This is a genomic window from Roseivirga misakiensis (genome assembly GCF_001747105.1).
Taxonomy (GTDB): Bacteria; Bacteroidota; Bacteroidia; order Cytophagales; family Cyclobacteriaceae; genus Roseivirga; species Roseivirga misakiensis.
This window is the reverse complement of record NZ_MDGQ01000003.1, coordinates 805,343-829,811: the sequence shown is the minus strand read 5'-3', so window position 1 is coordinate 829,811 and position 24,469 is coordinate 805,343. Positions and strand designations below refer to the sequence as shown.

General features: G+C 39.6%; 27 protein-coding genes. 16 read left to right on the top strand and 11 right to left on the bottom strand.

What is annotated here, in order from left to right:
* Positions 1-149: 149 nt before the first annotated feature.
* The 4 genes from BFP71_RS04020 (at position 150) to hpf (ending at position 2,878) form a co-directional block, all read left to right on the top strand.
* Positions 150-1,289 carry an acyl-CoA dehydrogenase family protein gene (locus BFP71_RS04020; protein WP_069834145.1) on the top strand — a complete coding sequence of 380 codons (1,140 nt, stop codon included), beginning with the start codon at positions 150-152 and terminating at the stop codon, positions 1,287-1,289.
* A 129-nt stretch (positions 1,290-1,418) separates the two neighbouring features.
* Positions 1,419-1,613 (top strand): 30S ribosomal protein S21, encoded by a 195-nt coding sequence (gene rpsU, locus BFP71_RS04015; protein WP_069834144.1) that lies wholly within the window; start codon positions 1,419-1,421, stop codon positions 1,611-1,613.
* A gap of 22 nt (positions 1,614-1,635) precedes the next feature.
* Positions 1,636-2,556 carry a tyrosine-type recombinase/integrase gene (locus tag BFP71_RS04010; protein ID WP_317040705.1) on the top strand — a complete coding sequence of 307 codons (921 nt, stop codon included), beginning with the start codon at positions 1,636-1,638 and terminating at the stop codon, positions 2,554-2,556.
* Positions 2,557-2,581: 25 nt separating this feature from the next.
* Entirely contained in the window at positions 2,582-2,878 is a 297-nt protein-coding gene (hpf, locus tag BFP71_RS04005; protein WP_069834143.1) for a ribosome hibernation-promoting factor, HPF/YfiA family, read from the top strand.
* Positions 2,879-2,932: 54 nt separating this feature from the next.
* On the opposite strand, the gene metK is transcribed toward hpf, so the two are convergent.
* From metK to BFP71_RS03985, 4 genes are all read right to left on the bottom strand, one after another.
* Complete coding sequence (gene metK, locus BFP71_RS04000) at positions 2,933-4,180, bottom strand: methionine adenosyltransferase (protein WP_069834142.1); 1,248 nt, start codon at positions 4,178-4,180, stop codon at positions 2,933-2,935.
* Positions 4,181-4,250: 70 nt separating this feature from the next.
* Positions 4,251-4,967 carry an SAM-dependent methyltransferase gene (locus BFP71_RS03995; RefSeq protein WP_069834141.1) on the bottom strand — a complete coding sequence of 239 codons (717 nt, stop codon included), beginning with the start codon at positions 4,965-4,967 and terminating at the stop codon, positions 4,251-4,253.
* On the bottom strand, positions 4,964-5,725 hold the full coding sequence (locus BFP71_RS03990) for an alpha/beta fold hydrolase (RefSeq protein ID WP_069834140.1): 762 nt from the start codon (positions 5,723-5,725) through the stop codon (positions 4,964-4,966). The genes BFP71_RS03995 and BFP71_RS03990 overlap by 4 nt, the downstream gene beginning before the upstream one ends.
* Positions 5,726-6,439, bottom strand: coding sequence for a pyridoxine 5'-phosphate synthase (locus BFP71_RS03985; protein ID WP_069834139.1), 714 nt, complete (start codon positions 6,437-6,439; stop codon positions 5,726-5,728). It lies immediately after the preceding gene.
* A gap of 68 nt (positions 6,440-6,507) precedes the next feature.
* Here BFP71_RS03985 and BFP71_RS03980 point away from each other — a divergent pair, with 68 nt between their 5' ends.
* The 11 genes from BFP71_RS03980 (at position 6,508) to BFP71_RS03930 (ending at position 16,024) form a co-directional block, all read left to right on the top strand.
* Positions 6,508-6,960, top strand: a complete 453-nt coding sequence (locus tag BFP71_RS03980) for a GatB/YqeY domain-containing protein (RefSeq protein WP_069834138.1) — start codon at positions 6,508-6,510, stop codon at positions 6,958-6,960.
* Position 6,961: 1 nt separating this feature from the next.
* A complete protein-coding gene (locus BFP71_RS03975; RefSeq protein WP_069834137.1) occupies positions 6,962-7,486 on the top strand; it encodes a CvpA family protein in 525 nt (174 codons plus the stop codon).
* A complete protein-coding gene (locus tag BFP71_RS03970; RefSeq protein WP_069834136.1) occupies positions 7,483-8,052 on the top strand; it encodes an anthranilate synthase component II in 570 nt (189 codons plus the stop codon). The genes BFP71_RS03975 and BFP71_RS03970 overlap by 4 nt, the downstream gene beginning before the upstream one ends.
* 90 nt (positions 8,053-8,142) lie before the next feature.
* The gene (locus BFP71_RS03965; protein ID WP_245701813.1) at positions 8,143-8,781 is read left to right on the top strand and encodes a CBS domain-containing protein; all 639 of its coding nucleotides are present in this window, start codon (positions 8,143-8,145) and stop codon (positions 8,779-8,781) included.
* 7 nt (positions 8,782-8,788) lie between these two features.
* A complete protein-coding gene (locus BFP71_RS03960; protein ID WP_069834134.1) occupies positions 8,789-9,664 on the top strand; it encodes an NAD kinase in 876 nt (291 codons plus the stop codon).
* A gap of 41 nt (positions 9,665-9,705) precedes the next feature.
* On the top strand, positions 9,706-10,425 hold the full coding sequence (porG, locus tag BFP71_RS03955) for a type IX secretion system protein PorG (RefSeq protein WP_317040704.1): 720 nt from the start codon (positions 9,706-9,708) through the stop codon (positions 10,423-10,425).
* Positions 10,426-10,508: 83 nt separating this feature from the next.
* Positions 10,509-11,246, top strand: a complete 738-nt coding sequence (locus BFP71_RS03950) for an isoprenyl transferase (RefSeq protein WP_069834132.1) — start codon at positions 10,509-10,511, stop codon at positions 11,244-11,246.
* 8 nt (positions 11,247-11,254) lie between these two features.
* A complete protein-coding gene (locus BFP71_RS03945) occupies positions 11,255-13,909 on the top strand; it encodes a BamA/OMP85 family outer membrane protein (protein ID WP_069834131.1) in 2,655 nt (884 codons plus the stop codon).
* A gap of 1 nt (position 13,910) precedes the next feature.
* Positions 13,911-14,447: an OmpH family outer membrane protein gene (locus tag BFP71_RS03940; protein WP_069834130.1), complete on the top strand. Its 537-nt coding sequence runs from the start codon at positions 13,911-13,913 to the stop codon at positions 14,445-14,447.
* Positions 14,448-14,475: 28 nt separating this feature from the next.
* Positions 14,476-15,066: an OmpH family outer membrane protein gene (locus BFP71_RS03935; protein WP_088124865.1), complete on the top strand. Its 591-nt coding sequence runs from the start codon at positions 14,476-14,478 to the stop codon at positions 15,064-15,066.
* 61 nt (positions 15,067-15,127) lie between these two features.
* Positions 15,128-16,024, top strand: coding sequence for a S66 peptidase family protein (locus BFP71_RS03930; RefSeq protein ID WP_069834128.1), 897 nt, complete (start codon positions 15,128-15,130; stop codon positions 16,022-16,024).
* Here BFP71_RS03930 and chrA read toward each other — a convergent pair.
* From chrA to BFP71_RS03900, 6 genes are read right to left on the bottom strand one after another with little or no spacing between them, the layout of a single operon-like run.
* On the bottom strand, positions 16,016-17,194 hold the full coding sequence (gene chrA, locus BFP71_RS03925) for a chromate efflux transporter (RefSeq protein WP_069834127.1): 1,179 nt from the start codon (positions 17,192-17,194) through the stop codon (positions 16,016-16,018). The genes BFP71_RS03930 and chrA overlap by 9 nt on opposite strands.
* A gap of 8 nt (positions 17,195-17,202) precedes the next feature.
* Positions 17,203-18,177 (bottom strand): isopenicillin N synthase family dioxygenase, encoded by a 975-nt coding sequence (locus tag BFP71_RS03920; RefSeq protein WP_069834126.1) that lies wholly within the window; start codon positions 18,175-18,177, stop codon positions 17,203-17,205.
* Between the two features lie 47 nt (positions 18,178-18,224).
* Positions 18,225-18,914 (bottom strand): DNA repair protein RecO, encoded by a 690-nt coding sequence (gene recO / locus BFP71_RS03915; protein WP_069834125.1) that lies wholly within the window; start codon positions 18,912-18,914, stop codon positions 18,225-18,227.
* Entirely contained in the window at positions 18,914-21,193 is a 2,280-nt protein-coding gene (gene porZ, locus BFP71_RS03910; protein ID WP_069834124.1) for a type IX secretion system anionic LPS delivery protein PorZ, read from the bottom strand. Before porZ ends, recO begins: the two co-directional genes overlap by 1 nt.
* Positions 21,153-21,758 carry a thymidine kinase gene (locus BFP71_RS03905; RefSeq protein WP_069834123.1) on the bottom strand — a complete coding sequence of 202 codons (606 nt, stop codon included), beginning with the start codon at positions 21,756-21,758 and terminating at the stop codon, positions 21,153-21,155. The genes porZ and BFP71_RS03905 overlap by 41 nt, the downstream gene beginning before the upstream one ends.
* A gap of 1 nt (position 21,759) precedes the next feature.
* Positions 21,760-22,083, bottom strand: a complete 324-nt coding sequence (locus BFP71_RS03900) for a 2Fe-2S iron-sulfur cluster-binding protein (protein WP_069834122.1) — start codon at positions 22,081-22,083, stop codon at positions 21,760-21,762.
* Between the two features lie 115 nt (positions 22,084-22,198).
* On the opposite strand from BFP71_RS03900, the gene BFP71_RS03895 reads away from it, so the two are divergent.
* On the top strand, positions 22,199-23,194 hold the full coding sequence (locus tag BFP71_RS03895) for a hypothetical protein (protein ID WP_069834121.1): 996 nt from the start codon (positions 22,199-22,201) through the stop codon (positions 23,192-23,194).
* On the opposite strand, the gene rodA is transcribed toward BFP71_RS03895, so the two are convergent.
* Positions 23,191-24,465: a rod shape-determining protein RodA gene (gene rodA, locus BFP71_RS03890; RefSeq protein ID WP_069834120.1), complete on the bottom strand. Its 1,275-nt coding sequence runs from the start codon at positions 24,463-24,465 to the stop codon at positions 23,191-23,193. The two genes, BFP71_RS03895 and rodA, sit on opposite strands and share 4 nt — an antisense overlap.
* Positions 24,466-24,469: the final 4 nt, after the last annotated feature.

The window sequence follows — 24,469 nt, the reverse complement described above, 5'->3', positions numbered from 1 at the left end:
GGTAAAATTAAGGTTTCTGTTAAGATTTAATCTTCGATCAGTGGTTTATTAAACACTTTGAAAGACAAGAATTATCGACGAACCATTCTTCCTAACAAACGTTTGTTTGGAAGTGGATTTTAAGTAATTTTCGACAAACTATAATAGAAATGGATTTTGAGATGAATGAAAACCAGTTGATGATCGCAGATATGATCAAAGACTTTGGTGAGCGGCAGATTACACCATACAGAAATAAATGGGATGACAATCAGGAATTTCCGATTCACATTTTCAAAGAATTTGGTGAATTGGGCTTAATGGGTGTATTGGTGCCACAAGAGTATGGAGGCTCTGGTTTTGGGTACCATGAATACATAACTGTTGTAGCGGAAATTGCCAAACTTGATCCAGGAATTGGTTTATCTGTAGCCGCGCATAATTCTTTATGCACTGGGCATATTTTACAATTTGGTAATGAAGATCAAAAGAAAAGGTGGCTTCCCAAATTAGCTACTGCCGAGTGGATTGGAGCTTGGGGTTTGACGGAGCCAAATACTGGTTCAGATGCTGGTAATATGAAAACTACTGCCAAAAAAGATGGTAACGAATGGGTGATTAACGGTACTAAGAACTGGATTACTCATGGTAAGTCAGGTGATATTGCCGTAGTGATTGTCAGAACTGGTGAAGTCGGAGACTCTCACGGAATGACAGCTTTCGTTGTGGAACGTGGTACTCAGGGTTTTAAGGCTGGAAAAAAAGAAGACAAATTGGGTATGAGATCTTCAGAAACTGCTGAAATGATTTTTGAAGATTGTAGAGTACCAGAAGAAAATGTTTTGGGTGAAGTTGGGAATGGTTTTATCCAATCCATGAAAGTGCTTGATGGTGGTAGAATTTCAATCGCTGCCTTAAGTTTAGGAATTGCTGAGGGTGCTTTCAATGAGGCCGTGAAGTATTCTCAAGAAAGGCATCAATTCAATCAGCCAATATCCAATTTCCAGGGCATATCATTCAAGCTGGCCGATATGGCAACAAAGCTTGAGAGCGCAAAATTATTGACTCATCAGGCGGCTCAGTTAAAAAATGAAGGTAAGCCGATGACTAAGGAATCCGCGATGGCAAAATATTATGCCTCGGAATGTGCCGTTGAATGCTCTACAGAGGCTGTGCAGATATTTGGTGGCTATGGATATACTAAAGATTATCCTGTAGAGAAATACTACCGTGATTCAAAGCTGTGTACGATTGGCGAGGGTACATCTGAAATTCAAAAACTTGTAATTTCAAGAGAGATTTTGAAGTAGTTAGCCTTTAAAACACTACAAAACTCTAAAGACCTCTTTTTACAGAGGTCTTTTATTTTGTCTTATGTATCTGATTATCAGAAAAGGTTGTACCTTTGCGATCCGAATTGAGAGGAGGTGTAATATATTATGATCATCATTAATGTAAAAGAAAACGAATCTATTGACAAAGCGCTTAAACGTTTCAAGAAGAAATTCGAGAAAACGGGAGTATTGAAAGAGCTTAGGTCTAGAACTGCGTACGAGAAGCCTTCTGTCGCTAACAGAACTATGAAAATTAAGGCTGCTTACAAGCAGAAAATGTACGCTAAAGAAAACTACTAAGGCGTTCTAAATTTGCCTTTAAATGACTATGTTAGTACTGTGTGTAATGCGCAGTTCTAACATGGTTGATTCTTTCCTCAAATATATTTCGTTCGAGAAGCGCTACAGTAAGCATACTGTACAATCCTACCAAAACGATCTCGAGCAGTTTCAATCCTACATTTGCCATCATTTTAAAACGGAAGATCTTTCCCAGGCTACCCAGTTAATGGTTAGGTCTTGGATTTTGTCCTTAATGGATAGTGGTATTTCTTCTAGAACTGTAAACAGAAAAATCGCCAGCCTTAGGTCCTTTTTTAAATTTTTAGTGAGCCGAGGCCAAGTGACGGAAAATCCAACGTCTAAGGTGCGGTCACTTAAAACACAGAAGGAATTACCTAGCTTCGCAGACGAGCAGGAGTTTTCTAATTATTTAAATAGTGATGTCTTTGCCGATTCGTTTGAAGGTAGACGCGATCAGCTCATTTTAGAGATTTTTTATGGGACTGGTATTCGTCAAGCGGAGTTGCTCGGATTAAAAACTTCTGACCTTGACGAAAGAAATTCTACCATTAAAGTACTTGGGAAAAGAAATAAAGAACGAATAATACCGATCTCAAGAAGCCTCTTAGGACTGATAGAAAAATATATTCATGAGAAAAATCATGTCTTTTCTCACGACCAAAATTCATTTTTAATCGTAAACAATAGTGGGAGCCAGGCTTACCCGATGTTAATTCATCGCGTTGTAAAGAAGTATCTGACGGATATCTCTTCACTAGATAAGAAAAGCCCACATGTATTGCGACATACCTTTGCTACTCACCTGTTGAATAAAGGTGCAGACCTAAATGCAGTAAAAGACTTATTAGGTCATAGTAGTTTGGCTGCTACGCAAGTATACACACATAATTCATTGGAAAAGCTGAAGTCTGTTTTTGACCAAGCGCATCCAAAAGCTTAGTATTAACCCTTTAAATTTGTAAAACATGATAGTAAAAGTTCAATCCATTCACTTCGATGCAGATGTTAAACTAATTGATTTTATTCAGAAGAAATTAGACAAACTAGATACTTATTACGATAGGACAATTGATGCGGAAGTTATACTAAAATTGAACAATGAGGGTATTGAGAATAAAACGGTTGAGATAAAGCTAAATGTACCGGGGGAGCAACTTTTTGCTACTAAAAGCAGCTCATCTTTTGAAGCAGCAACCGATCATTGTACCGAAGCCTTGAAACGACAGGTGCAAAAACATAAAGAAAAGTTACTAGCTCACTAAAACAAAAAAGGCCTCGAGAATATCGAGGCCTTTTTTAATCAAATTTTTCCTTCTCTAGAAAGCAGCTTTCACTTTATCTACATAGTCTAGTTTCTCCCAAGTAAATAATTCCACTTCAAATTCTTGAGGCTGCCCAGAGGCATTGATAAAAGTTTTCTTCACAGTTTCTGATTTTCTTCCCATATGACCATAAGCGGCGGTTTCAGTATACATAGGGTTTCTCAGCTTGAGCCTAGTTTCGATAGCATAAGGTCTCATGTCGAAGATTTCTGTGACTTTTTCCGCTATTTCTCCATCAGTCAAATCCACTTTGGCTGTACCGTAAGTATCGATGAAAATACCCATTGGTTCGACTACGCCAATGGCATAAGAAACTTGTACTAAGACTTCGTCGGCAATACCAGCAGCAACAAGGTTTTTCGCTATATGTCTAGTAGCATAAGCTGCTGAACGATCTACCTTTGAAGGGTCTTTTCCAGAAAAAGCTCCACCTCCATGAGCTCCTTTTCCGCCGTAAGTATCCACGATAATTTTTCTACCCGTCAACCCAGTGTCACCATGTGGACCTCCAATTACAAACTTTCCCGTTGGGTTGATGTGGTATTTAATTTGGTCGTTGAAAAGTGCTTGAATATTCGCTGGTAAATCTGCTTTTACCCTAGGGATTAGAATATTGATAATGTCCTCTCTTATTTTGGATAGCATTACTTCATCCGTTCCAAAGTCATCGTGCTGAGTAGATACTACAATAGCTTCTATTCTTTGTGGAACATTTTGATCTGAATATTCTATAGTTACTTGAGACTTGGCATCAGGCCTTAAGTATTTAATTTCATTATTCTCTCTTCTTAGTTCGGCTAAGACTTTAAGTATCTTATGAGATAAGTCTAAAGCCAAAGGCATATAATTTTCAGTTTCTTTTGAGGCGTAACCAAACATCATACCTTGGTCACCTGCACCTTGCTCTTCCTTTGAAGCTCGATCCACACCTCTGTTGATATCATCTGATTGCTCGTGTATAGCAGACAGTACACCGCAAGATTTACTATCAAATTGATATTCCGCCTTATTATAGCCTATTCTTTCTATGGTTTCTCTTGCTATCCGCTGTACGTCTAAGTAAGTATTTGACTTTACTTCGCCAGCTAGTACAACTTGGCCAGTTGTAACAAGGGTTTCACAGGCTACTTTAGAATCGGCATCGAAGGCTAAAAAGTTATCGATTAAAGCGTCTGAAATTTGATCAGCTACTTTGTCTGGGTGTCCTTCAGAAACGGATTCTGATGTAAATAAATAAGGCATAGTTTATTTTTTTCTAGGGGTGCAAAAATATAGGTAAGTATTGAATTATGAAAACATATTTCAATAGATGCTAATTCGCTAGAATTAGGAAAATGGTCGGCATTTTTTTCAAAGCGATCATGTTTGGCTTCCACTTACTAATGGATTTGGTTAGAATTAGTTCCTTTTCACCAGTAATATCTCTCGCCACACATAAAAAAGTATCTTGCCTTGCCGTCTTGATGACATCTGCCAGAAGTGCCTCATTCCGATAAGGGGTATCCATAAAGATTTGCGTTTGGTTCTTTTCTTTCGATTCCCGCTCTAATTCTCGAATGCGCTGCTGACGTTGTTTTTTGTCAATGGGTAAGTAGCCATGAAAGGCAAATGACTGTCCATTAAAGCCACTGGCCATTAGTGCCAAAAGTATTGAAGATGGTCCTACTATCGGGATGCTACGTATGCCGAACTGATGAGCAATATGAACCAGTTTAGCACCTGGGTCCGCTATGCCAGGGCAGCCAGATTCAGAGAGTACTCCGACGGTTTTTCCCGATAAGATCGGCTGTATCAAATCGACACAATCTTCAAAGGTAGTTTTCTTATCAAGAATCTCGAACTCTAGGCTTTCGATAGTTAATCCAAGTTTTAAAGAACTGATGAACCTTCTGGCGGTTCTGACATTTTCTACCAGAAATGAGTTGCAAGCTTTGATGGCAGTTTTTACATGAGGAGGAATTACCGAATCTTGGGTGTTATCCGAAATAACACTTGGAATTAGGTATATTTTTCCGAATGAATCATTCATAGCAGAAAATTTCTCACTTGTTGGTAAAAATCCATTGGCTTTTCTGCGTGCAACCAGTGGCCAGCGCCTTCTACAGTTGCTATTTTACTATTTGGGAAAATTGAATGAATAAGATTGACATCACCATCAAGAATGTAGTCTGACTTTCCACCTCTAATAAAGAGGGATTCTTTTTTGAAAGTCGCATTTTGATTAAGCCCTTTTCCTACCTCTTCGATTTGAGTAGCGATTACATCTAAATTCATCTTCCACTTGAAGCCATTTTCCGTTCTTGCTAAGTTTTTAAGTAAAAACTGCCTTATGCCAAAGTCCTCTATTTGCGTACTGAGAATTTCATCTGCTTCTTTACGCGATTTCAATGTGTTGATTGGCACTGAATAAAAGGCCTTGATAATTGCCGTATGGTGAACTGGATAAGACTTTGGGCCGATATCGGCCACAACGAGTTTGTCTACTTTTTCGGGATATTTTCTCGCAAATTCCATTACGGTTTTTCCTCCCATAGAATGACCTATCAAATGGGCAGAGTTTATGCTCATTTCACCCATAAATTGGCATAAGTCTTCAGACATTGCTTCATATGAAAAAGTAGCGTCATGAAACGATTGCCCGTGATTTCTTTGGTCTACCAAGAAAACTTTAAAGTCCTCGCCGAACTTTTTGCCTAAGGTTACCCAGTTATCTAAGGAACCAAATAAGCCGTGTAATATGATTAAAGGTTTCCCTTCTCCGTAAACTTTATGATTTAGTGTAGGCATCTATTGTAGTTCTCTTAAGTATAGTTGAATAGTATTTTCTAAGCCGTAATACAGTGCATCGCAAATCAGCGCATGGCCAATACTCACTTCATCCATCATTGGAATTTCTTGCACCAAGTATTTTAAGTTATTAAGGTCCAAATCATGACCAGCATTGATACCGATGCCCAAGGCTTCTGCTTTTTGTGCCGCTGCTTTATAGTCAGCAATGGCAGTTGAAGGCTCCTTGAGAAAACCGGTTGCATACATTTCTGTATACAATTCTATTCTATCCGTTCCGACTTTAGAGGCTCCTTCAACCATTTCGACATTAGGATTTACAAATATTGATGTCCGAATCCCTAACGCTTTAATGCTACTGATAATTTCGGTTAGGCTCTTTTCGTTTTCGACGGTATCCCAACCGGCATTAGATGTCAATACATGAGGTGGATCGGGTACCAATGTCGCTTGATCGGGTCTTACTTCTTCCAAAATTTTCATAAAGCGATCGTCTGGGTAGCCTTCAATATTGAATTCTGTCGTAACGACTTCCTTTAAATCATAGACATCTTTGGTGGTAATGTGTCTTTCGTCAGGCCGAGGGTGTACAGTGATACCTTGCGCTCCGAAACGTTCTATATCTTTAGCCACTTGTACTACACTTGGGTTGTTTCCTCCGCGTGCATTTCTCAGTGTCGCTACTTTATTTATGTTAACACTCAGTCTAGTCATTCAATTTCCCTTTATTACCTAACTTTGCGCGCAAGTTAATGATTTAAAAAATCGAAAATATTTAAAAGATGAGCTTAAAAGTACAGATAGAGGCAGACATTAAGAAAGCTATGTTGGCACGTCAAAAAGACGAGTTGAAGGCTTTGAGAGCAATAAAATCAATGATTCTACTTGCCGAAACTGAAAAGGGTGGCTCTGGTGATGTTTCTGAAGATGCTGAACTTAAGCTGTTGATGAAGGCGGTAAAACAGAGAAAAGATTCTGCACAGATATATAAAGATCAGGGTAGGGAAGATTTAGCTTCTACCGAGGAGGCTGAAATTGCTGTTATTGAAAAGTATTTACCGAAGCAATTGTCGGAAGCTGAAATTAAAGTAGAGCTTGAAAAAATCATTGCACAAGTTGGGGCAACTGGTCCACAAGACATGGGTAAGGTTATGGGAATGGCAAGTAAGGCTATGGCTGGAAAAGCTGATGGTAAGACGATTTCTGGTATTGTAAAATCTATTTTAGTCGGATAGTTTGAAGACCCTCGACGTAATTCTTCTAATTCCATTGATTTTTGGCGGAGCCATGGGTTATCGCAAAGGGCTGTTACTTGAGCTTTTTGGTATCCTTGCTTTTGTTCTGGCCATAATCGGCGGGTTCAAGTTAATGGAATTGGGGATGTCTTATCTATCGGAATATCTCGAGGGGGTTGACCATTTACTGCCATTCATTTCATTCCTCATCATTTTCATTGCCATAATTCTCTTAGTCAATATGCTGGGCAAAATGGTTAAGAAAATGGTTGACATGACTTTACTTGGTGGAGTAGATAAATTTGCAGGAGCCATTGTGGGTATTGTGAAATGGGCCATTGGTTTAAGTATTATATTATGGTTGACGTCCAACTTTGGTGTCGATCTACCTGGGCAAGACGAAGAATTGGTCTTATATCCATTTCTTTCAGAATTAGGCCCAAATATCATATCGGCATTGGACGTAGTGCTGCCATTTGCTGAAGAAATGTTGGAAAATATTAAAGAGCTAATCTCTCCTGTTTGATCCTCCTCATTGATAATTACGATTCGTTTACCTACAACTTGGTTGACTATTTTAATCAGTTGGGAATTGAGGTAAAGGTGATGAGAAACAATGTCTCATTAGATCAATTGAATCCTGATGACTTTAGTGGCATTGTATTGTCTCCAGGACCTGAAAAACCTTCTGATGCGGGGAATTTACTTCCCATTATCGCCCAATTTTTAGGGAGGCTTCCGATGATTGGCATTTGTTTAGGGCATCAAGCTATTGCACAACACCTTGGAGCCAAACTTGAGAAAGCAAAAAGGCCTATGCATGGTAAAATCTCGCAAATTGAGGCGTCAGATTCTCATATGTATGATGGCCTTCCTTTAACTTTTAATGTGGTGAGATATCATTCATTAATAGTTGCCGAGTTACCTAAAATTTTGACACCAACAGCGAAAACTTCGACGGGAGAGTTAATGTCATTTGAAGGTTCCGAAGATTTAAAAGTTTGGGGAATTCAGTTTCATCCCGAGGCGTTTTTGACCGAATATGGCCTTGAAATACTGAAAAACTGGGTGAGATTTAACGAAATTGTATAGAACCCAGCTATATTAGTTAGAACTAAAAGCGATTATCGGTCGTTTTATGTCAAAAGCATTTAAATGGTAGCATTAGAATTAATAAATCATATGATTCCCCCACTCAAACCGACGGATGACGGCCACAAGGCCATTGTTTGGATGGAAGAGTTAAGGATGAATCAGCTGCCAGTTATTGAAAAAGGAAGGTTTCTAGGCTTTATTAACGAAGAAATCATTCTTGAAGAAAATGACTCCAAAAAACCTGTTAATCAATACTATTTAGATGCAGAGCAGTGTTTTGTAACGGAGCACCAGCATTTTTATGATGTGATTAAAGTAGCTGCACAGCATGAATCACAACTAGTGGCTGTATTATCAGATTCCGGTATTTTTCAAGGAGTAATAGCACTAGAAGATACTATTAACGCATTTGCGGAGTCGACCGCTGTTCAAGAACCTGGAGCTATTTTAGTTTTATTAATGAACCAGCGCGACTACTCGTTAGCTGAAATCAGCCGCCTGATTGAATCAGAAGATGTTAAAATCCTGAGTAGCACGATCAACTCTGACCCAAAAGACGCGGCAATGCTTCGGGTAACTTTAAAGCTGAATAAATCAGAGGTTTCTCATGTTACAGCTTCGCTAGAACGATTTGGTTACAGAATTATCGGAAGGTTTCAGGAGGAAGAAATTAAATCAAATGATCAAGAACGCTTCGATCTTTTAATGCGATACTTGAACATATAAAATCCATATGAGAATTGCCCTTCATGGAAAAAGTACAGGCCCTGAAGCACAAGGGTGTATCAACGATGTTTTTCAGTTACTCGAAAAGCATAGTATTGAAGCGGCTATTTCTGAATTATACAAATCTGATCTGAACGAGAAAGACTTTTCTACAGGCCATCTAGATACTTTTAAGCTTGGTGATGACCTTTCCTCTTTTGATTTTATACTCAGTTTGGGGGGTGATGGGACAATTTTAGATACGATCACCTACACCAATCGCTCCGAGACGCCGATCGTGGGTATTAACTTGGGAAGGCTTGGTTTTTTAGCGAATACACCTCGAAATGATATAAGAGATACATTTCAGCGTCTAGTTTCTGGAGAATTTACCGTAGAATCAAGGTCACTGATAAGAGTAGGTTCGGATCAGGGAATTTTTCAGCCCTATAACTTCGGTTTAAATGAACTAACCATCGTAAAAAAGGAAACCTCCTCAATGATAGTGGTACATACCTATGTCGATGGGGATTATTTGAACTCATACTGGGCCGATGGACTAATTGTAGCTACACCAACAGGCTCCACGGGCTATTCTTTAAGTTGTGGAGGACCACTTGTACATCCAACACAGAAAAATTTCATCATTACCCCGGTCAGTCCACACAACCTAAACGTTCGCCCGATCATTGTTTCTGATACTAGCGAGATCACATTTGAAATAGAGGGTAGATCAAAGCAATTCATGGTTTCATTAGATTCTCGATCGCAAAGCATAGACGATAGCGCAAAAATTTCCGTTAGGAGAGAAGAATTTGAGGCAAAACTCGTTCGTTTTAACAATGACAGGTATTTTGATACCTTGCGTCAAAAATTGAACTGGGGTTTAGACGCCCGCAATTGAGTTAACAATATTTAACTGAGACCTTAAAAAACAATTTCTCTTTGTTCTCTAGCTTGCAATCATATCATACGGATAAACTGGACAGGCCTGTCTTTTTGATAAGTCTGTTATTTGTAATGCTTTCAACAGGATTGAAAGCTCAAAATACTGAGATAGGTATTGAATTAGGTGGGTATAATTATCTTGGTGACGTCGTACGACAGTATGACTTCAGCAACAATACACTAGGCGGTCAGTTTTTCTTCAGAAAGCACATTAATGATGGGGTTAGTTTACGGTTTTCCGTAGGCCGAGGTCGTTTAAAAGGTGCTGATGATGAAGCATTTGACGTATTTTCAGCAAATAGGAGAGCTTCTTTTTCTAGTCGATTTGTAAACACAGATATGATTCTGGAGTATAACTTTCTCGACTATAGAAATGAAAAGTTGGATCAACACTGGACGCCTTATCTATTTTTCGGACTAGGCGCTTATAGGCTTCAAGGCGAAGATCAGTTGGGTAATAATTACTCTTCAGGTGTTCAATTCAGAGCACCAGTAGGGATCGGAATTAAAATCAAAATGAATCGAAGATGGGTACTTGGTATATCTACTTCGGCGATCAAAACCAATTCTGACTTTTTGGACAATGTTTCATTGAAAACTCCCAATATCAAAGACTATCGAGGAGGTAATCCAAATGATGACGATGTGATGTTTTTCACAGGATTTTCATTGAGTTATACTTTCTACAAAATAGTCTGTCCCAAACCGTTCTATTAATCTCTGAGAAAGAGTTTATTAGGAGATTTAAAAACCAATTCCATTTTCGTACCTTCGCGCTTGCTTTTTGAGAAATCCGGAGAATGAAGGAACAAATCATATCAGAATCCCTGCCAAAACATATTGCCGTCATTATGGACGGGAATGGACGTTGGGCTAAGAAAAAGGGCGCTGCGAGGATTTTTGGACACAAAAATGCGATCAAAGCTGTCAGAGATGTGACAGAAGGCTGCGCAGAACTTGGCGTAGAATACCTCACGTTGTACGCATTTTCTACCGAAAACTGGTCTAGGCCAAAAGTTGAAGTAAATGCACTAATGGAGCTTTTAGTTTCAACGTTGGTTTCCGAAATGAAGACTTTGATGGACAATGGTATTCGGTTAGATACGATTGGTGATACTAAAAGTCTACCAGAAAAATGTCAGCGAGAGTTGGCTGAGGCGATGGCAAAAACTAAGAATAACGACCGAATGGTGTTGGTTTTAGCCCTAAGCTACAGTGGAAGGTGGGATATTGCCCAAGCCACTAAAGCGATCGCAAAAGACGTGGCCGAAGGAAAGGTTGATGCTGAAAATATTGATCAAGAATTAATAAATAAATACTTAAATACATCAGGTATACCCGATCCTGAATTGTTGATAAGAACAAGCGGAGAACAACGTATTAGCAATTTTCTACTTTGGCAGATGGCTTATACGGAGTTTTACATAACAGATACTTTGTGGCCCGACTATAGAAAAAAGGATTTGTACGAGGCAATTGTATCTTATCAGAATAGAGAAAGAAGGTTCGGAATGACAAGCGAGCAAATAAAGAGTTGATAAAGCGGATGAGAAAGTTAGTAGTAGCTGTCATGTTTCTGATGTTGTGCATATCTGGTTTTGCACAAAACAGGTATCAGGTGAATGCTGGGGATGGAGTACAAATAGATTATTCTAACCCGAAGGTTTTTGAAATCGCTGATATCTCTATAACTGGCCTTGTAGGGCTACAGGAGAGTGCATTACTCGCGCTGACAGGTATTAAAGTTGGCGACAGAATTCCTATTCCAGGGGCTGAAATCTCGGATGGTATCAAAAAATTATGGAGCCAAGGAATTATTGCAGATGTGCAGTTTTGGTTGACTAAAACCGAAGGAGATCGAGCATTTATAGAAGTTCGAGTTTCTGAACGCCCAAGAATCCAGGAAGCAAAAATTGCAAACGTAAACTCTTCTCAAGAGTCAGAAATCATAGAGCAACTCAATATTAGTGGTAAAGTAGCCACTCCAGCACTTATCAAGAATTCAGAAATCGTAATTCGTAAATTTTTTATTGAGAAAGGATTCCTGAACACAACAGTAAAAACGGAACAAATTGAAGATTCCTTATTTGCGGATAGAGTAAGGTTAAATTTTGATGTCGATAAAAAATCTAAAGTAAAGATTAACAAAATCTACTTCGATGGAAACGAATCATTTACCGATAAGAGATTAAAAAGAACACTGAAAAATACCGCTGAGAAGCCGAGATTTTGGTTGGTTTCTAAACTCTTCGACGAAGTTTTTAAAACAAATCCAAATTCGATTAGAAATTACGTTGACTCCTCTTACGAGGTATCTAAAACTGATTTCAAAAAGTTCTTAAATGACAATGTCAAATTAAACTTTCTGAAGGGTTCCAAATTCATTAGCACTGATTTTGACGACGATAAGGCCAGTTTAATTTCCTTCTATAACTCAAAAGGATATAGAGATGCCGAGATATTAAGTGATGAGATCGTCAAGGTAAACGATGACTTTATCGATCTAAAAGTGGAAGTCGATGAAGGTAGAAAGTACTATATCCGAAACATAGAATGGATTGGTAACTTCAAATACACCGATTCTGTATTGACAGAAAAATTAGATATCAGAAAAGGTGATGTTTACAATCGACAAAAGCTCGATGAAAGAACTCAGTTTGCTGGCCCGGGAGGTGGAGATATCATGTCACTTTATTCAGACGACGGTTATCTTACATTTAGGATTCAAGCCGTAGAAGTCAGGGCGGAAAATGACTCTATCGACATTGAAATGAGAATGACAGAGGGTGAACAAGCCACTATCAAGCGTATTATTCTCAACGGAAATGATCGTACGAGTGATCACGTTATTCTTAGAGAAATCAGAACACTTCCGGGTCAGAAATATAGTAGAAGAGAATTAATCAGAACCATTCAGGAACTTGGTCAACTAGGCTATTTCGACCCTGAACAAATTAACCCACAACCAATTCCTAATTTGGCAGATGGAACTGTAGACATCGTATTTGACCTAGTCGAGAAATCCTCAGACCAGATTCAGTTGTCTGGTGGATTCGGAGGTCCATTTGGTTTTGTTGGAACCGTTGGCCTTTCACTGAATAACTTTTCGGTAAACAATATCGGAGATTGGAGTAAGTGGAGACCTTATCCGAGTGGCGATGGCCAAAAACTATCACTACAATTACAATCGAATGGTAGAAGATTTAGAAGTACTAGCTTAGTCTTTTCTGAACCATGGCTCGGTGGTAAAAAACCAAATAACTTCACGGTCAGCTTAAGTAGAACCTCGAATAGAACTATTCAGCCAATCACTAACGACCTTTTAGGATTCTTAAAGGCAACTGGAGTAACTGTTGGTTTAGGAAGAAGATTGAGATGGCCGGATGATTACTTCCAAGTTCAGAATACCATCGCTTACCAATTTTACGATGTATTCAATTTTGGTAATACACTTGGTTTCTCTACTGGTCAATCACACAGTTTGACATTCAATACTACTGTTTCCAGAAGTAATATTGACAACCCTCAATTCCCGACATATGGTTCGCAGTTTACGCTATCAGTAAACGCAACTCCGCCATGGTCACTACTAAACCCAGACAAATTTGCTGATCCAGAATTGAGCGAAGAAGACAGATATGAATTTGTGGAATACCATAAATGGATGATGGACTTATCATTATTTATTCCATTGAATAGTAAGTTCGTGATCAACGCAAGAGCACACATGGGCTTTATCGGAACTTACTCTGATAAAACAGATTCTGGTCCGTTTGAAAGATTCTTCCTAGGAGGTAATGGACTAAATGGCGCGAATAATTTTATAATAGGGCAGGATATAATTCCGTTGAGAGGTTATGACGATAACATAATTGATCCTGTTGACGCCAATACTGGTTTTAGAGGAGGGGTTGTATACAACAAGTTTGTTGCGGAGTTAAGATACCCGGTATCACTCAAACCTGGCTCTACTATTTATTTATTGGCCTTTATGGAAGCAGGTAATACTTGGATTGATTTTTCTGAATATACGCCTAGAAAGCTATTTAGGTCAGCTGGTTTTGGTGCAAGAATTTTCTTGCCAGCCTTTGGATTACTCGGTGTTGATTGGGCTCATGGTTTCGATTCTGATGACTCTTTCTCTCCGGCTATTCAGTCTGGTTCTCAGGTACATTTTACAATTGGACAACAAATAAGGTAACATGTACAAAATATTTTCCACTCTAGTAATCCTAGCATTAATCTTTATCTTTGCGCCTGCTCAAAGCGCTTTAGCCCAAAAATTCGGGCATTATGACTCAGAATATGTTCTGAATAAAATGCCAGAGTATGCCGAAAAACTCAAGGAATTAGAAGCACTTTCTGCTTCTTATGACAAAGAGGTACGGAGTTTGTATAACGAGGCTGAAAGAATGCGAGCAGAGCTAAGAGCGACAGAGGTACTTTTGACGTCCGAAATGAAAAAGGATAGGGCAAAAGCCATTCAAGAAAAACAAGAAGAGGCGGCCAAAAGAAGTACTGACCTCTTTGGCTACAACGGACTTTACTTTAAGAAGGTAGACGAGTTGTTACTTCCACTTAGAACAAAAGTGAGCCAAACTGTGGAGGTGGTATGTAAGAAGTATGGTTTGGACTATCTTTTCGATAAGTCCGCGGACATTGGAATAGCATATTCAAATCCTGTCCATGATTATACGGAATTCGTACTAGAAGAATTAGGCATAATAGAACAGAATTAAAGGAACTGAAACATTAAAATATAAGATCATGAAGCGTAGATTAATGATGATGGTGGTTGCATTGTTTATGTATGGAGCCACTCAAGCGCAAGACTTCAAAATTGGATTTACATACTTGGAGTTTATCGTGTACAGCATGCCAGAGATAGAGGGTATCAGATCTGAGGTTAAAACCTATGAAGGACAGCTAGGAAGTAACGTCCAAGCAAAGCAAACAACATTTCAAACCAAATACTCAGAACTTCAGGCAATGGCTCAGCAGCCTAACGCTAACCAAGCTGCAGTAAAGGAAAAAGAGAATGAGGTTATTAGGTTGGACAAAGAACTGAAAGACTATACTGCGCAAGCACAACAAGCTTTACAAGCAAAAGAGGCTACCCTTATGAACCCAGTTTACGCTAAGGTTCAAACGGCCATTGAAGAGGTAAGAAAAGAATTGGGATATAATATGATTCTTAACATGAGAGTTTCTGCCTCAGGAGATGGAATTGTACTTGCTGCAGACGATTCACTTAACATTACTGAGCAGGTTTTTGCGAAATTAGGCGTTGAAATGCCGAAGCAGCCAAGCCCAGGTGACGCACCAGCTGAAACAGCCGATACTGGAAACGACAAGTAATCCGAAGTAAAATATTCTTTTAAAGACCCCTTCTAACCAAGGGGTTTTTTATTTTGTGCTAATGAAATGCCCAACAGCTCTAAAATCTGGTGATAAGGTAATCGTAGTAGCGACTGCTAAACGATTAGAATCATCGATTGAAGCTGGTTTAGAGACATTAGAAAAATGGGGTTTGGATGTCATGATAGATGATATTGTCCATAAACAAGAAGGATATTTCGCTGGTACCGATCGTGAACGCATTAAAGGCCTCCAAAATGCACTAGACAACCCTGAAATAAAGGCGGTTATTTTTGCAAGAGGAGGCTATGGCACTACAAGAATCCTTGATAAAATCGATTTCAGAAAATTTCAAACGCAACCGAAATGGTTGGTTGGATTTAGTGATTTAACTAGCATGCTTTTACAAGCAAATAGGTTTAAGATTCCATCGATTCATGGCCCAGTTGCGCTGACGATCGGTCAAGACGCTGAGAGTGATGAATATCTCAAAGCTCTGCTATTTGGACAGCGGAAGTTCGAATATCCATTAGAACCATCATCGCTTACTATCAGCGGCGACTGCTCTGGAAAAATAGTTGGCGGTAATTTGACTTTGGTTTGTGAGTCGATCGGGGCAGCGAATGAAATCGACACAGCAAATAATATCCTTTTCCTAGAAGAAGTGGGAGAAGCTAAGTATAGTATCGACAGAATGTTCAATAAGCTTCAGCGTGTGGGTAAACTTGAACAACTCGCTGGCGTGATTATCGGGAGCTTTTCTAACATCACAGACCCACAAAATTATTTTGAGGAAGATGTCGATGAGTTAATCCATAACTACTTTGCCCATCTAGATATTCCAGTTGCCTATGGGTTAAGCGCTGGGCATGAAAAAGAAAACTACCCTTTAATAATGGGTGTCAAGTCGAATGTCCGAATCGATAATTCAAGCTTAAGTATCGAATACTTAGATTAAGAAGCCTGCTAATAATCCGCCAAGAATTATTAGCGGAGGTGGAATCTTGGTAAGTGTCAATAAAAGGAATGTCCCTAAAACTACTGATACATCCATCACGGATCCTTGAATAGGTTCGAAAAGAATAAAGGCTGCCGCGGCAACCATTCCGGAACTCGCCGCATTAATACCTTCCAAGGATGCCCTTACCACACGGTAAGTTTTTAAGCTATCCCAAAACCTAATAATAAAAAAGATCAAGAATGTACCGGGTAGAAAAATTCCACAGGCCGAAATAAAGCCAGCAAGGATTTGACCTCCAATGCCCAAATCTCTAACGGATAACGCTCCAACAAAAGAACTCACAGAAAATACTGGTCCCGGTACAGTTTGTACCATGGCCAATCCAGAAAGAAATTCTTCGGAAGATAAATAGCCTTTGAACTCAACAAACTCGGTGTTAAGGAAAGGAATAAGAACCTGGCCTCCACCAAAAATTAAACTGCCATTTCGGTAAAAATTCTCAAATAGGAGTACAAACCTGTCTTGGGTTAGTGCGCCCAATAAAGCCGCTGCTACTAATACCAAAGCCCATAAAGTAAAGTTTCCCCACTTGATTTTTATCTTTTCTTTAATGGCCATTTCCTGCTTTTTGTATTTAAAAGCAGTGATACTCCCTGCTACTACAAGCACTATTGGTAAGGCAGCAGGTGTGGTAATGAAATACGTAACCACAGCCGATAAAATCATTAAAATGATAGCCGTTTTAGTATTTATTACCTTTTTGGCGATCGTAAAGGCACCATAGCTGATAAAGCCTACGGCCATCGGCTGTATAAATCTGGTAAACTCTAAACTTAGATTTTTGGTCTGGTAGGAATTAATCAAAATAGCCGCTGTGGTCATGATGCTAACGGCAGGAATCATCCAGACCAATAATGTAAGATAGGCAAGGTTAGCTCCCCCTATTCGATAGCCAATAGCTGTTACAGTTTGAGTGGAGGTAGGCCCCGGTAGAATTTGACACAGTGCATTGAGCTCTATGAGTTCTTCCTCAGTGATATAACCCCTCTTTTCCACCATGATTTTTATAAACATGGCGATATGCGCTTGAGGACCACCGAAAGCAGTCAATGCCAATGACATGACGTCTTTGATGAAAATGAAGTAGCGTATGCGCTTTACAGCCATGGCCTCCCTTAGTTCTTTTTCAGGCCTATTTCAGCTAGACGCTGTTGTAAGAACTCACCGGCAGTGATATCGTCGTAAAGCTTAGGGTTATCACTGTCAATGCAGTTTTCTAGAACAGTCAAATCCATATCGGATCGTGGGTGCATAAAGAAAGGAATAGAAAAACGAGATGTTTTCATTTGCTCCTTTGGGGGATTCACTACCCTGTGAATGGTCGATTTTAGTTTATTGTTTGTATGTCTTGAAAGCATATCGCCGACATTAACAATAATTTGGTCAGGTAGAGCGGTGATCGGAATCCATTTATTGTCTCTACGCAGTACTTGTAAACCATCGGCGCTGGCTCCCATTAGGAGTGTAATTAGGTTAATATCACCATGTTCAGCAGCCCTTACAGCATCGGCAGGAACTTCCTCGGGGTTTTCGATCGGGAAATAGTGAATAGGCCTCAAAATGCTATTTCCATTATGTGCCTTGTTATCGAAATAGTGCTCATCAAGTCCCAAATACAAGGCGATTGCTTGAAGCATTTTTATGCCTGTAGCTTCTAATGTTTTATAAACATGCATCCCAATTTCTTCCATTTCTGGAAGCTCATCAGGCCAAATATTATCTGGATATTCCGATCCAATTTGATCACCATCTGTTACCAGTTGACCAATGTGATAGAACTCCTTCAAATCGCCAGTTTTTCTGCCTTTCGCATGCTCTTTACCTTTGCCTATATAGCCTCTCTGACCAGCCAATTCTGGTATTTCATATTGCTGTTTGGTCTCATCAGACAGCGCGAAGAATTTTTTGATTGTGTCGTACAATCTTGAGGTCATTTCATCAGTTAGGCCATGATTTTTGATGGCCACGAAACCGATATTATGGTAGGCTTCTCCTAGTGTTTGAACGAAAGCTGCTTTTTTTTCAGCATTTCCACTGGTAAAATCTGCAAGGTCTAATGAAGGAATTTCATCGTAGAGTTTAGCGCTCATAGCAAAATGGATTTGTATCGAAATTAATAATTAAAATGGAGAAAAGACTACTCAAAAATGACTTTGAGAACGCTTAAGGATTTGATTTCCCGCAGGTTCCCAGAGTTCACCTTATAGTACTTAATAATATGATCTAACACCTCTCGGCGGAAAGATAGGCTGAGCGGAATGTTCTCTCCGTAGTTTGATTCCATCAGCAAGTCAAGACTTTTTTTCTCTTCTAAGCTTATACTCAAATGAAAACCTGATTCGCTAAGTTGAAGTACAAAATCATCTGCATTGGCAGGTCCAAATCCAAGGTGATGTGTCGCTTTTAATAAAATTTGAAGATGAAAATTAGCTACATTGTCACGTAGGCGATCGAAAATTTGAAGTGAGTTGAATAGAAATTCAAATAGCACCGAGTTTTCTCCTTCTTCCCTTAAAACCTTCCCAAAAACCTCCGTTATAAATATGCCGATCGTTCTCTTAACCGGATCAAAAGGAATTTCTGTATAAGTCTGGGCAAACTTGGTCTCGGATATGCGCTGTATGTCTTTTCCCTCCTTGTAATAAACTACCATATCAAGGAGGGATAGGGGTTGGTAAAGCGCAATTTTTCCTTTGGACCTTTGGCTACGAGCTCCATTTACGATATACGACTGCATCCCATAGGCCGACGTAAAAATCTTTACAATAATCGATGTCTCTTTGAATTTGACAGTACTAAAGACAATTCCTTCGGTATGAACGAGCATTATATAACAACGATTTTTCCTACGAAGGTCTCCACACCATCGGCGCTCGAGCTAAATACTAAATAAACGCCCGACGCTACTCTTGCACCATTTATGTTTCTGGCATTCCAGAGTAATGTACTTCCATTGGCTCTTGCCTCTCTCACCAGTTTTCCTGATACATCAGTAATTTTCACTAAGGCGTTATTAGCTAAACCATTGATCACGATTTCGCCCTGAAAAGAGGGATTTACGGGATTGGGGTAAATTTTTACGTTTTCATGTTGGGCTGTACCTTCCGTAGCATCACTTCTAAAAGAGACCATTCCCTTATCGGTACCGATAAAAAGTTCACCAGATGGTCTATCAATATGAAGTGAGATTATGTTGTTCGAGGGTAATGGGCTATTGCTGGTAGTAAAATGATATACAAGTTCTTCCCCTGTTTCGCTGAAGAGCCACAAGCCATTGTTTCGCGTACCAAACCACTTTCTATTGGCAGGGTCTATTTGTACTTGTGTTATAAATTCATTTCTCAGCAAGAGCCTGTTTTCAAAGATAGGTACGTTTGCCGTGAGCGATATATTATCAAGAATTATGGATTGATTAGGAAAGAAGCAGAGGCCTTGATTGGTACCGATCCAGATGAAATCATCATCGTCTATGGCTAGGGAAGTTACTTCTGCCCCTGGCAAACCACCTTGCCCACCGTTTGTGTTTAAGTATCGTTGTCGTGAAGTCGTTTCATCAAAAACCATTAGCCCACCACCACTTGAAAGCGCTACGGGCATCCATTTAAAACCATTGCTTCCAATAAACAAATCAGTCGGAAACCTCCCTTGTGGAAAGCTGAAAGTATAACTATTCCAAACATCTGTGATTGCGTTCCAGGAGTGAAGGCTATTGGTGGTACCCGAGGTCGTCAGCCATAACAGGTCTGATTCAGATTCGATCGAAGTATTACTGTAGCTGTTGTTGATCCTGATCAGCGGACTAGAAGAGGAAAAGTCATCCAATAAGCTCGTAAATCCACTAAAACCATCACCTCCAAAGAATGGTCCATCGTTTAACGAGGAAACAATAGGCAAATTGATATTTGCGTTTCCAGCCAGTCTGAAATCAATGTCCGTTAGGTTTTGAATGATATTCCCATTCCCATCCAGGGTGATTCTAGTAGACCAAGATTGGTTTTGTAGATTAAAACTACTGATACTACCCGAAGTATTAACCCAATGAATAGCACCCTCGAATTCACTAGGTTTAATCACTAGATCAGATGCTGGCCCAAGAGGTTTTATGCTATTTGGAGCCACATTGAAAGCATTAAATTGTAATAAACCGTTGCGTGAAGCACCTATTAAGCCTGAACCAGGTACTAAGAGAAATGTATTTAAAACCTGATTGGCTTCTGCGCTGTATAGCGATCTAAAGCCTGAAATGTCGCCCGTTACCCAAAGATCCTCAACGGTGAGAACATAATAAATCTCTTCATTAACCATGTAGACATCATTAATGGACTCATTATAGTTTCGCTCAAAAACCCAATCGCCAGCGCTATATACGAATAAATCGCTATCTGAACTGGCGATAATTTCATCGCTAAATGAACTAATGTGCTGAAAAGGAAGACCAGTTAAAGTCCGTTCCCAGTTGTTAAAATCTTGCCTATTTACACCTTCCTGTAGGCTGGCGGAGAGAATGCCACTCTCTGAAACTGCATAAATGCTATCGTTGGCAAATGTGGTTTCATAGATGACTAGAGACTCTCCATTTGGTCCCAAATTGCGGTATGTTTCTGTAATCTCATTCCGCACTTGATCAAAAACAACAATTCCTAAATCGCCTGAGAAATAGAGTTTATCTTCAAACACCTTAATATCCAACAAGCGCTTGCCACCAGCTATTTCTGAATCTCGGATAGTACTGATATTGGTAACGCCGCTGGTTTCAGACCAAAAATCAATCCCGCCATTTTGATAAGCAATAATTAAAGTTTCTCTCGGCTGATCGTAAGCAATGGCACCAATGGCCACGTCAGTAAGGCCAGTATTTTTATTGATCAGATTAATGCTATTGTCTTCTTGATCGAAAAAGAAAATTGCGTTTTCTGTTGCCGCGAAGATTTTGCCGTTGCCATCAGCAATTGCTTTTACATTTTCATAACTAAAATGAGAGCGCCAACCCAGAATAGGTAGTTCGCTTTGTGCAAAACCAGTGTCAATGAATAGGTTCAGGAGAAGTAAAACCAGAACCGCTAGCTTACTGGTTCTTTTTGTCCTTTTTCTCTTGCTGACCTTCATAAAAGTATTTCCTATTTCGTGCCTCATAAATATCGGCCTCGCCAAGCTCGACAGTTTTTTCAGAATCTGTAAGCTTGTATGAGAACGAAGCCAGTGATCCACTTATGGTACATATGGCGTGTAGTTTTGTAACAAATTCTGCAATAGCCAATAACTGCGGCATGGGTCCGAAAGGCTCGCCGTTGGCATCCATGTCTAAACCTGCTACTATAACGCGTTTTCCACTATTGGCTAGTTTTCTGCAAACATCAACTATTTGATCATCGAAGAACTGGGCCTCATCTATGCCAACGACATCACTTTCCCCCGTTAGAAGAAGTATATCGGAGGCAAACTGGACTGGTGTAGACCGAATAGCTGTCTTATTATGAGACACAACATCTTCATCGTCATATCGCGTATCAACAGCGGGCTTGAATATTTCCACCTGTTGCTTGGCGATGGTCGCACGCCTTAGTCGGCGTATTAATTCCTCAGTTTTTCCGGAAAACATACAACCACAGACAACTTCAATGCTGCCCGTGTTATGTTCGCCTGGTATTTTACTCTGAGGTTCTAAAAACATATTAGGCCGAGTATTCTACGTGAGGGAACTTGTTACTTTCGGCTACGCTAACTTCAATATCCGCTTTGAGCTGGCATTGGCAAGCCAATCTTTCATTTTCGGCTAGACGATCCAAGCCTCTTAATCTTGTTTCTGGCTCAGTATCAGGTCCAAAGGATGATAAACCCGAATGGACGATCATTTTACAGGTAGTGCATTTCCCTTTTCCACCGCATGCATGCATCCAATCAATATTTTCAGAATGGATTATATCCAATATAGTTGCGTCGGTTTCGTTAGCAGAAATGGTTTTATTGTTCAGATTTCGAATTAGGATTTTGGGCATTATGCTTAATTTGACGTGAGTTCTTTTGGGTGTTGAATTTTCAATACAAAAAGGGGCTTCCTTTTTCCGGCCTTTTGCCGAACCCGTGTAATTTACAAATCAAAAGAAATAAGCAATGCGCTACAAGTTAAAGAACCATGCAGTTATAGAAATCAGTAAATTAATTGCTGCTGATATAATTGACCATGCCTACCAGTCTCATAGTAAAATGGACGGTGAGCGCTTAATTTCTTTGACTAATTCACGTCAGGTTAATTCTTTTATCATTCGTTCCTTATTTAACCAATGGCGAAATGAGGTGGAACGATTAGAGAGCCCTTATTTCGATTTTAATCACGAACGTGTTAAAGAGGCGCTCAAAAGTTTTATGAACGTGCTCTCGAATCACATCAGCATAGATAAGGAGCATTTGGAGCCATTGCTCACTCAGGCGATTGAAGATGCCATTCTGATCTCTTTTGAACCAAAAGATTACTTAGAAAGCATTTTAAATAGAATTGAGCGACCGCAAGATTTTAAACTTCAGTTTAAATACATAAAAACCAATCGAGAACTGTTCAAAAGTCTTACGGATAGAATAGGCGATTTCGATACCAAGTCAAGCATACTGCAAGCCTATGAAACGATTGAAAATGGTGAAACGGAAGTGGTAGATGTACCTGAATTTCTGGATAAATTAAATGCCGCTAATAGAATAAGCGATCTATTCGATTCAATCGAAGAGGTTGTCGAAGTACCAATTGTGGAAGAACCAGCACCTCAGCCTCAACCCATTGAGGAAGAATTACCGAGTGAAAAAGTGGCTGATGGACCCGTGACAATTAATGATCAATTTGATCAACCTACAAAAGGGATGACATTGGCTGAGAAACTACAGCGAAAGGTTAATAAATCTATCGAGTCCTCGCTCACGCTGAATGAGAAGTTTATGTTCCAGAATAACCTTTTCGATGGAGATAATTCTAAAATGAAAGAAGCTTTTACCAGCATTGACCAAGCGATCGACTTACAGGATGCCTTGAATAGGGCTAATCAGTATAATACAGACTGGGATATGGATAGCGAAGAAGTGGAGGCTTTTATGAGTGTGCTCGAACGTCGATTTGCCTAACCTCTCATCAATACCTGCGTTCTGTGCATATCAATTTTCAAAAGCACGAACAGCATAATCGTAAATGACCAAAGTGAGGAACCCCCATAGCTGAAAAATGGCAGCGGAATTCCCACGACAGGGAATAATCCGATGGTCATGGCGATGTTGATGGTGAAGTGAAAAAATATTATTCCAGCAATACTGTACCCATAGACTCGCGCAAATTGCGATTTTTGCCGCTCTGCGATAAAGACTATTCTCATCATCAGCGCCACGAATAGTGCGATGATAAGCGCACAACCCAACCAACCGTGTTCTTCAGCCAATGTACTAAAGATAAAATCGGTACTTTGCGCTGGTACAAAGTCAAATTTAGTTTGGGTACCATCTAAAAAACCTTTCCCGGAAAAACCTCCCGAACCGATTGCAATTTTAGATTGGTTTAGATTATACCCCGCACCCTGCTCGTCTAAAGCGTTCGGGTAAAAGATGATCATTATTCTATCTCGCTGATATGTTGGTAGCACATTGTTAAAGGCATAATTGAAGCCCGAAGCAAAGCCTATGCTAGCACCGACAATTAATAAGGTCAGCAGAATGTTTTTGAGTGATTTTGAAGTAATTAAAATCCAAAGCAATCCGATGGAGCCGAGAATTATGGCAATAGTTTCAATACTTGTTACGATGGTCAGCGTACCGATAATCACGATAGAAAGCACAGTCGTTAGATATATTGATGGCAAGCCTTCCCTAAAGATTGGGATAAAGAATGAGAAGAAAATCAGTGCAGATCCCAAGTCTGGCTGTAGCATGATGAGTGCTACTGGAAATAACATGATGGTAAATGTGACCATCTGATTTTTGAAATTGGTCAGCTTTACGTTGTTCGTTGAGACGTATCGCGCTAATAAAAGTGCTGTAGCAAATTTGGCGAGTTCCGAGGGTTGAAATCTAAAGGCGCCAAATTGAAACCAGGCTTTAGCGCCATTGGTTTCCTTTCCCACAATAACCACGGCTATCAGAAGGAGTATAAATACACCATAAAGTAAGGGGGCAACTGATTCGTAGATTCTAAAATCTAGTAGCAGTACAAGAATAATTAAAATAGCAGAGGTACCGATCCAAATGAGCTGTTTTCCAGAATCGATGCTCATATCTAGGATACTTAAATCCTGCACGGGATCGTAAACAGAGGCATAGATATTGAACCAACCGAGGATCAGCAGGATCAAGTAAATAAAGACTGTTAACCAATCTAGGTTCGAAAAAAAACTGCCCTCTCTTCTCAACGAT

Coding starts and splice junctions, on each gene's coding strand:
- rpsU (WP_069834144.1), top strand. CDS start 1,419: ATGATCATCATTAATGTAAAAGAAAACGAATCTATTGACAAAGCGCTT.
- BFP71_RS03960 (WP_069834134.1), top strand. CDS start 8,789: ATGAGAATTGCCCTTCATGGAAAAAGTACAGGCCCTGAAGCACAAGGG.
- metK (WP_069834142.1), bottom strand. CDS start 4,180: ATGCCTTATTTATTTACATCAGAATCCGTTTCTGAAGGACACCCAGAC.
- BFP71_RS03900 (WP_069834122.1), bottom strand. CDS start 22,083: ATGCCCAAAATCCTAATTCGAAATCTGAACAATAAAACCATTTCTGCT.
- BFP71_RS03980 (WP_069834138.1), top strand. CDS start 6,508: ATGAGCTTAAAAGTACAGATAGAGGCAGACATTAAGAAAGCTATGTTG.
- BFP71_RS03920 (WP_069834126.1), bottom strand. CDS start 18,177: ATGAGCGCTAAACTCTACGATGAAATTCCTTCATTAGACCTTGCAGAT.
- BFP71_RS03945 (WP_069834131.1), top strand. CDS start 11,255: ATGAGAAAGTTAGTAGTAGCTGTCATGTTTCTGATGTTGTGCATATCT.
- BFP71_RS04020 (WP_069834145.1), top strand. CDS start 150: ATGGATTTTGAGATGAATGAAAACCAGTTGATGATCGCAGATATGATC.
- BFP71_RS03990 (WP_069834140.1), bottom strand. CDS start 5,725: ATGCCTACACTAAATCATAAAGTTTACGGAGAAGGGAAACCTTTAATC.
- BFP71_RS03930 (WP_069834128.1), top strand. CDS start 15,128: ATGAAATGCCCAACAGCTCTAAAATCTGGTGATAAGGTAATCGTAGTA.
- recO (WP_069834125.1), bottom strand. CDS start 18,914: ATGCTCGTTCATACCGAAGGAATTGTCTTTAGTACTGTCAAATTCAAA.
- BFP71_RS03995 (WP_069834141.1), bottom strand. CDS start 4,967: ATGAATGATTCATTCGGAAAAATATACCTAATTCCAAGTGTTATTTCG.
- BFP71_RS03965 (WP_245701813.1), top strand. CDS start 8,143: ATGATTCCCCCACTCAAACCGACGGATGACGGCCACAAGGCCATTGTT.
- BFP71_RS03985 (WP_069834139.1), bottom strand. CDS start 6,439: ATGACTAGACTGAGTGTTAACATAAATAAAGTAGCGACACTGAGAAAT.
- BFP71_RS04010 (WP_317040705.1), top strand. CDS start 1,636: ATGACTATGTTAGTACTGTGTGTAATGCGCAGTTCTAACATGGTTGAT.
- BFP71_RS03895 (WP_069834121.1), top strand. CDS start 22,199: ATGCGCTACAAGTTAAAGAACCATGCAGTTATAGAAATCAGTAAATTA.
- BFP71_RS03935 (WP_088124865.1), top strand. CDS start 14,476: ATGAAGCGTAGATTAATGATGATGGTGGTTGCATTGTTTATGTATGGA.
- BFP71_RS03905 (WP_069834123.1), bottom strand. CDS start 21,758: ATGTTTTTAGAACCTCAGAGTAAAATACCAGGCGAACATAACACGGGC.
- BFP71_RS03950 (WP_069834132.1), top strand. CDS start 10,509: ATGAAGGAACAAATCATATCAGAATCCCTGCCAAAACATATTGCCGTC.
- porZ (WP_069834124.1), bottom strand. CDS start 21,193: ATGAAGGTCAGCAAGAGAAAAAGGACAAAAAGAACCAGTAAGCTAGCG.
- chrA (WP_069834127.1), bottom strand. CDS start 17,194: ATGGCTGTAAAGCGCATACGCTACTTCATTTTCATCAAAGACGTCATG.
- hpf (WP_069834143.1), top strand. CDS start 2,582: ATGATAGTAAAAGTTCAATCCATTCACTTCGATGCAGATGTTAAACTA.
- BFP71_RS03940 (WP_069834130.1), top strand. CDS start 13,911: ATGTACAAAATATTTTCCACTCTAGTAATCCTAGCATTAATCTTTATC.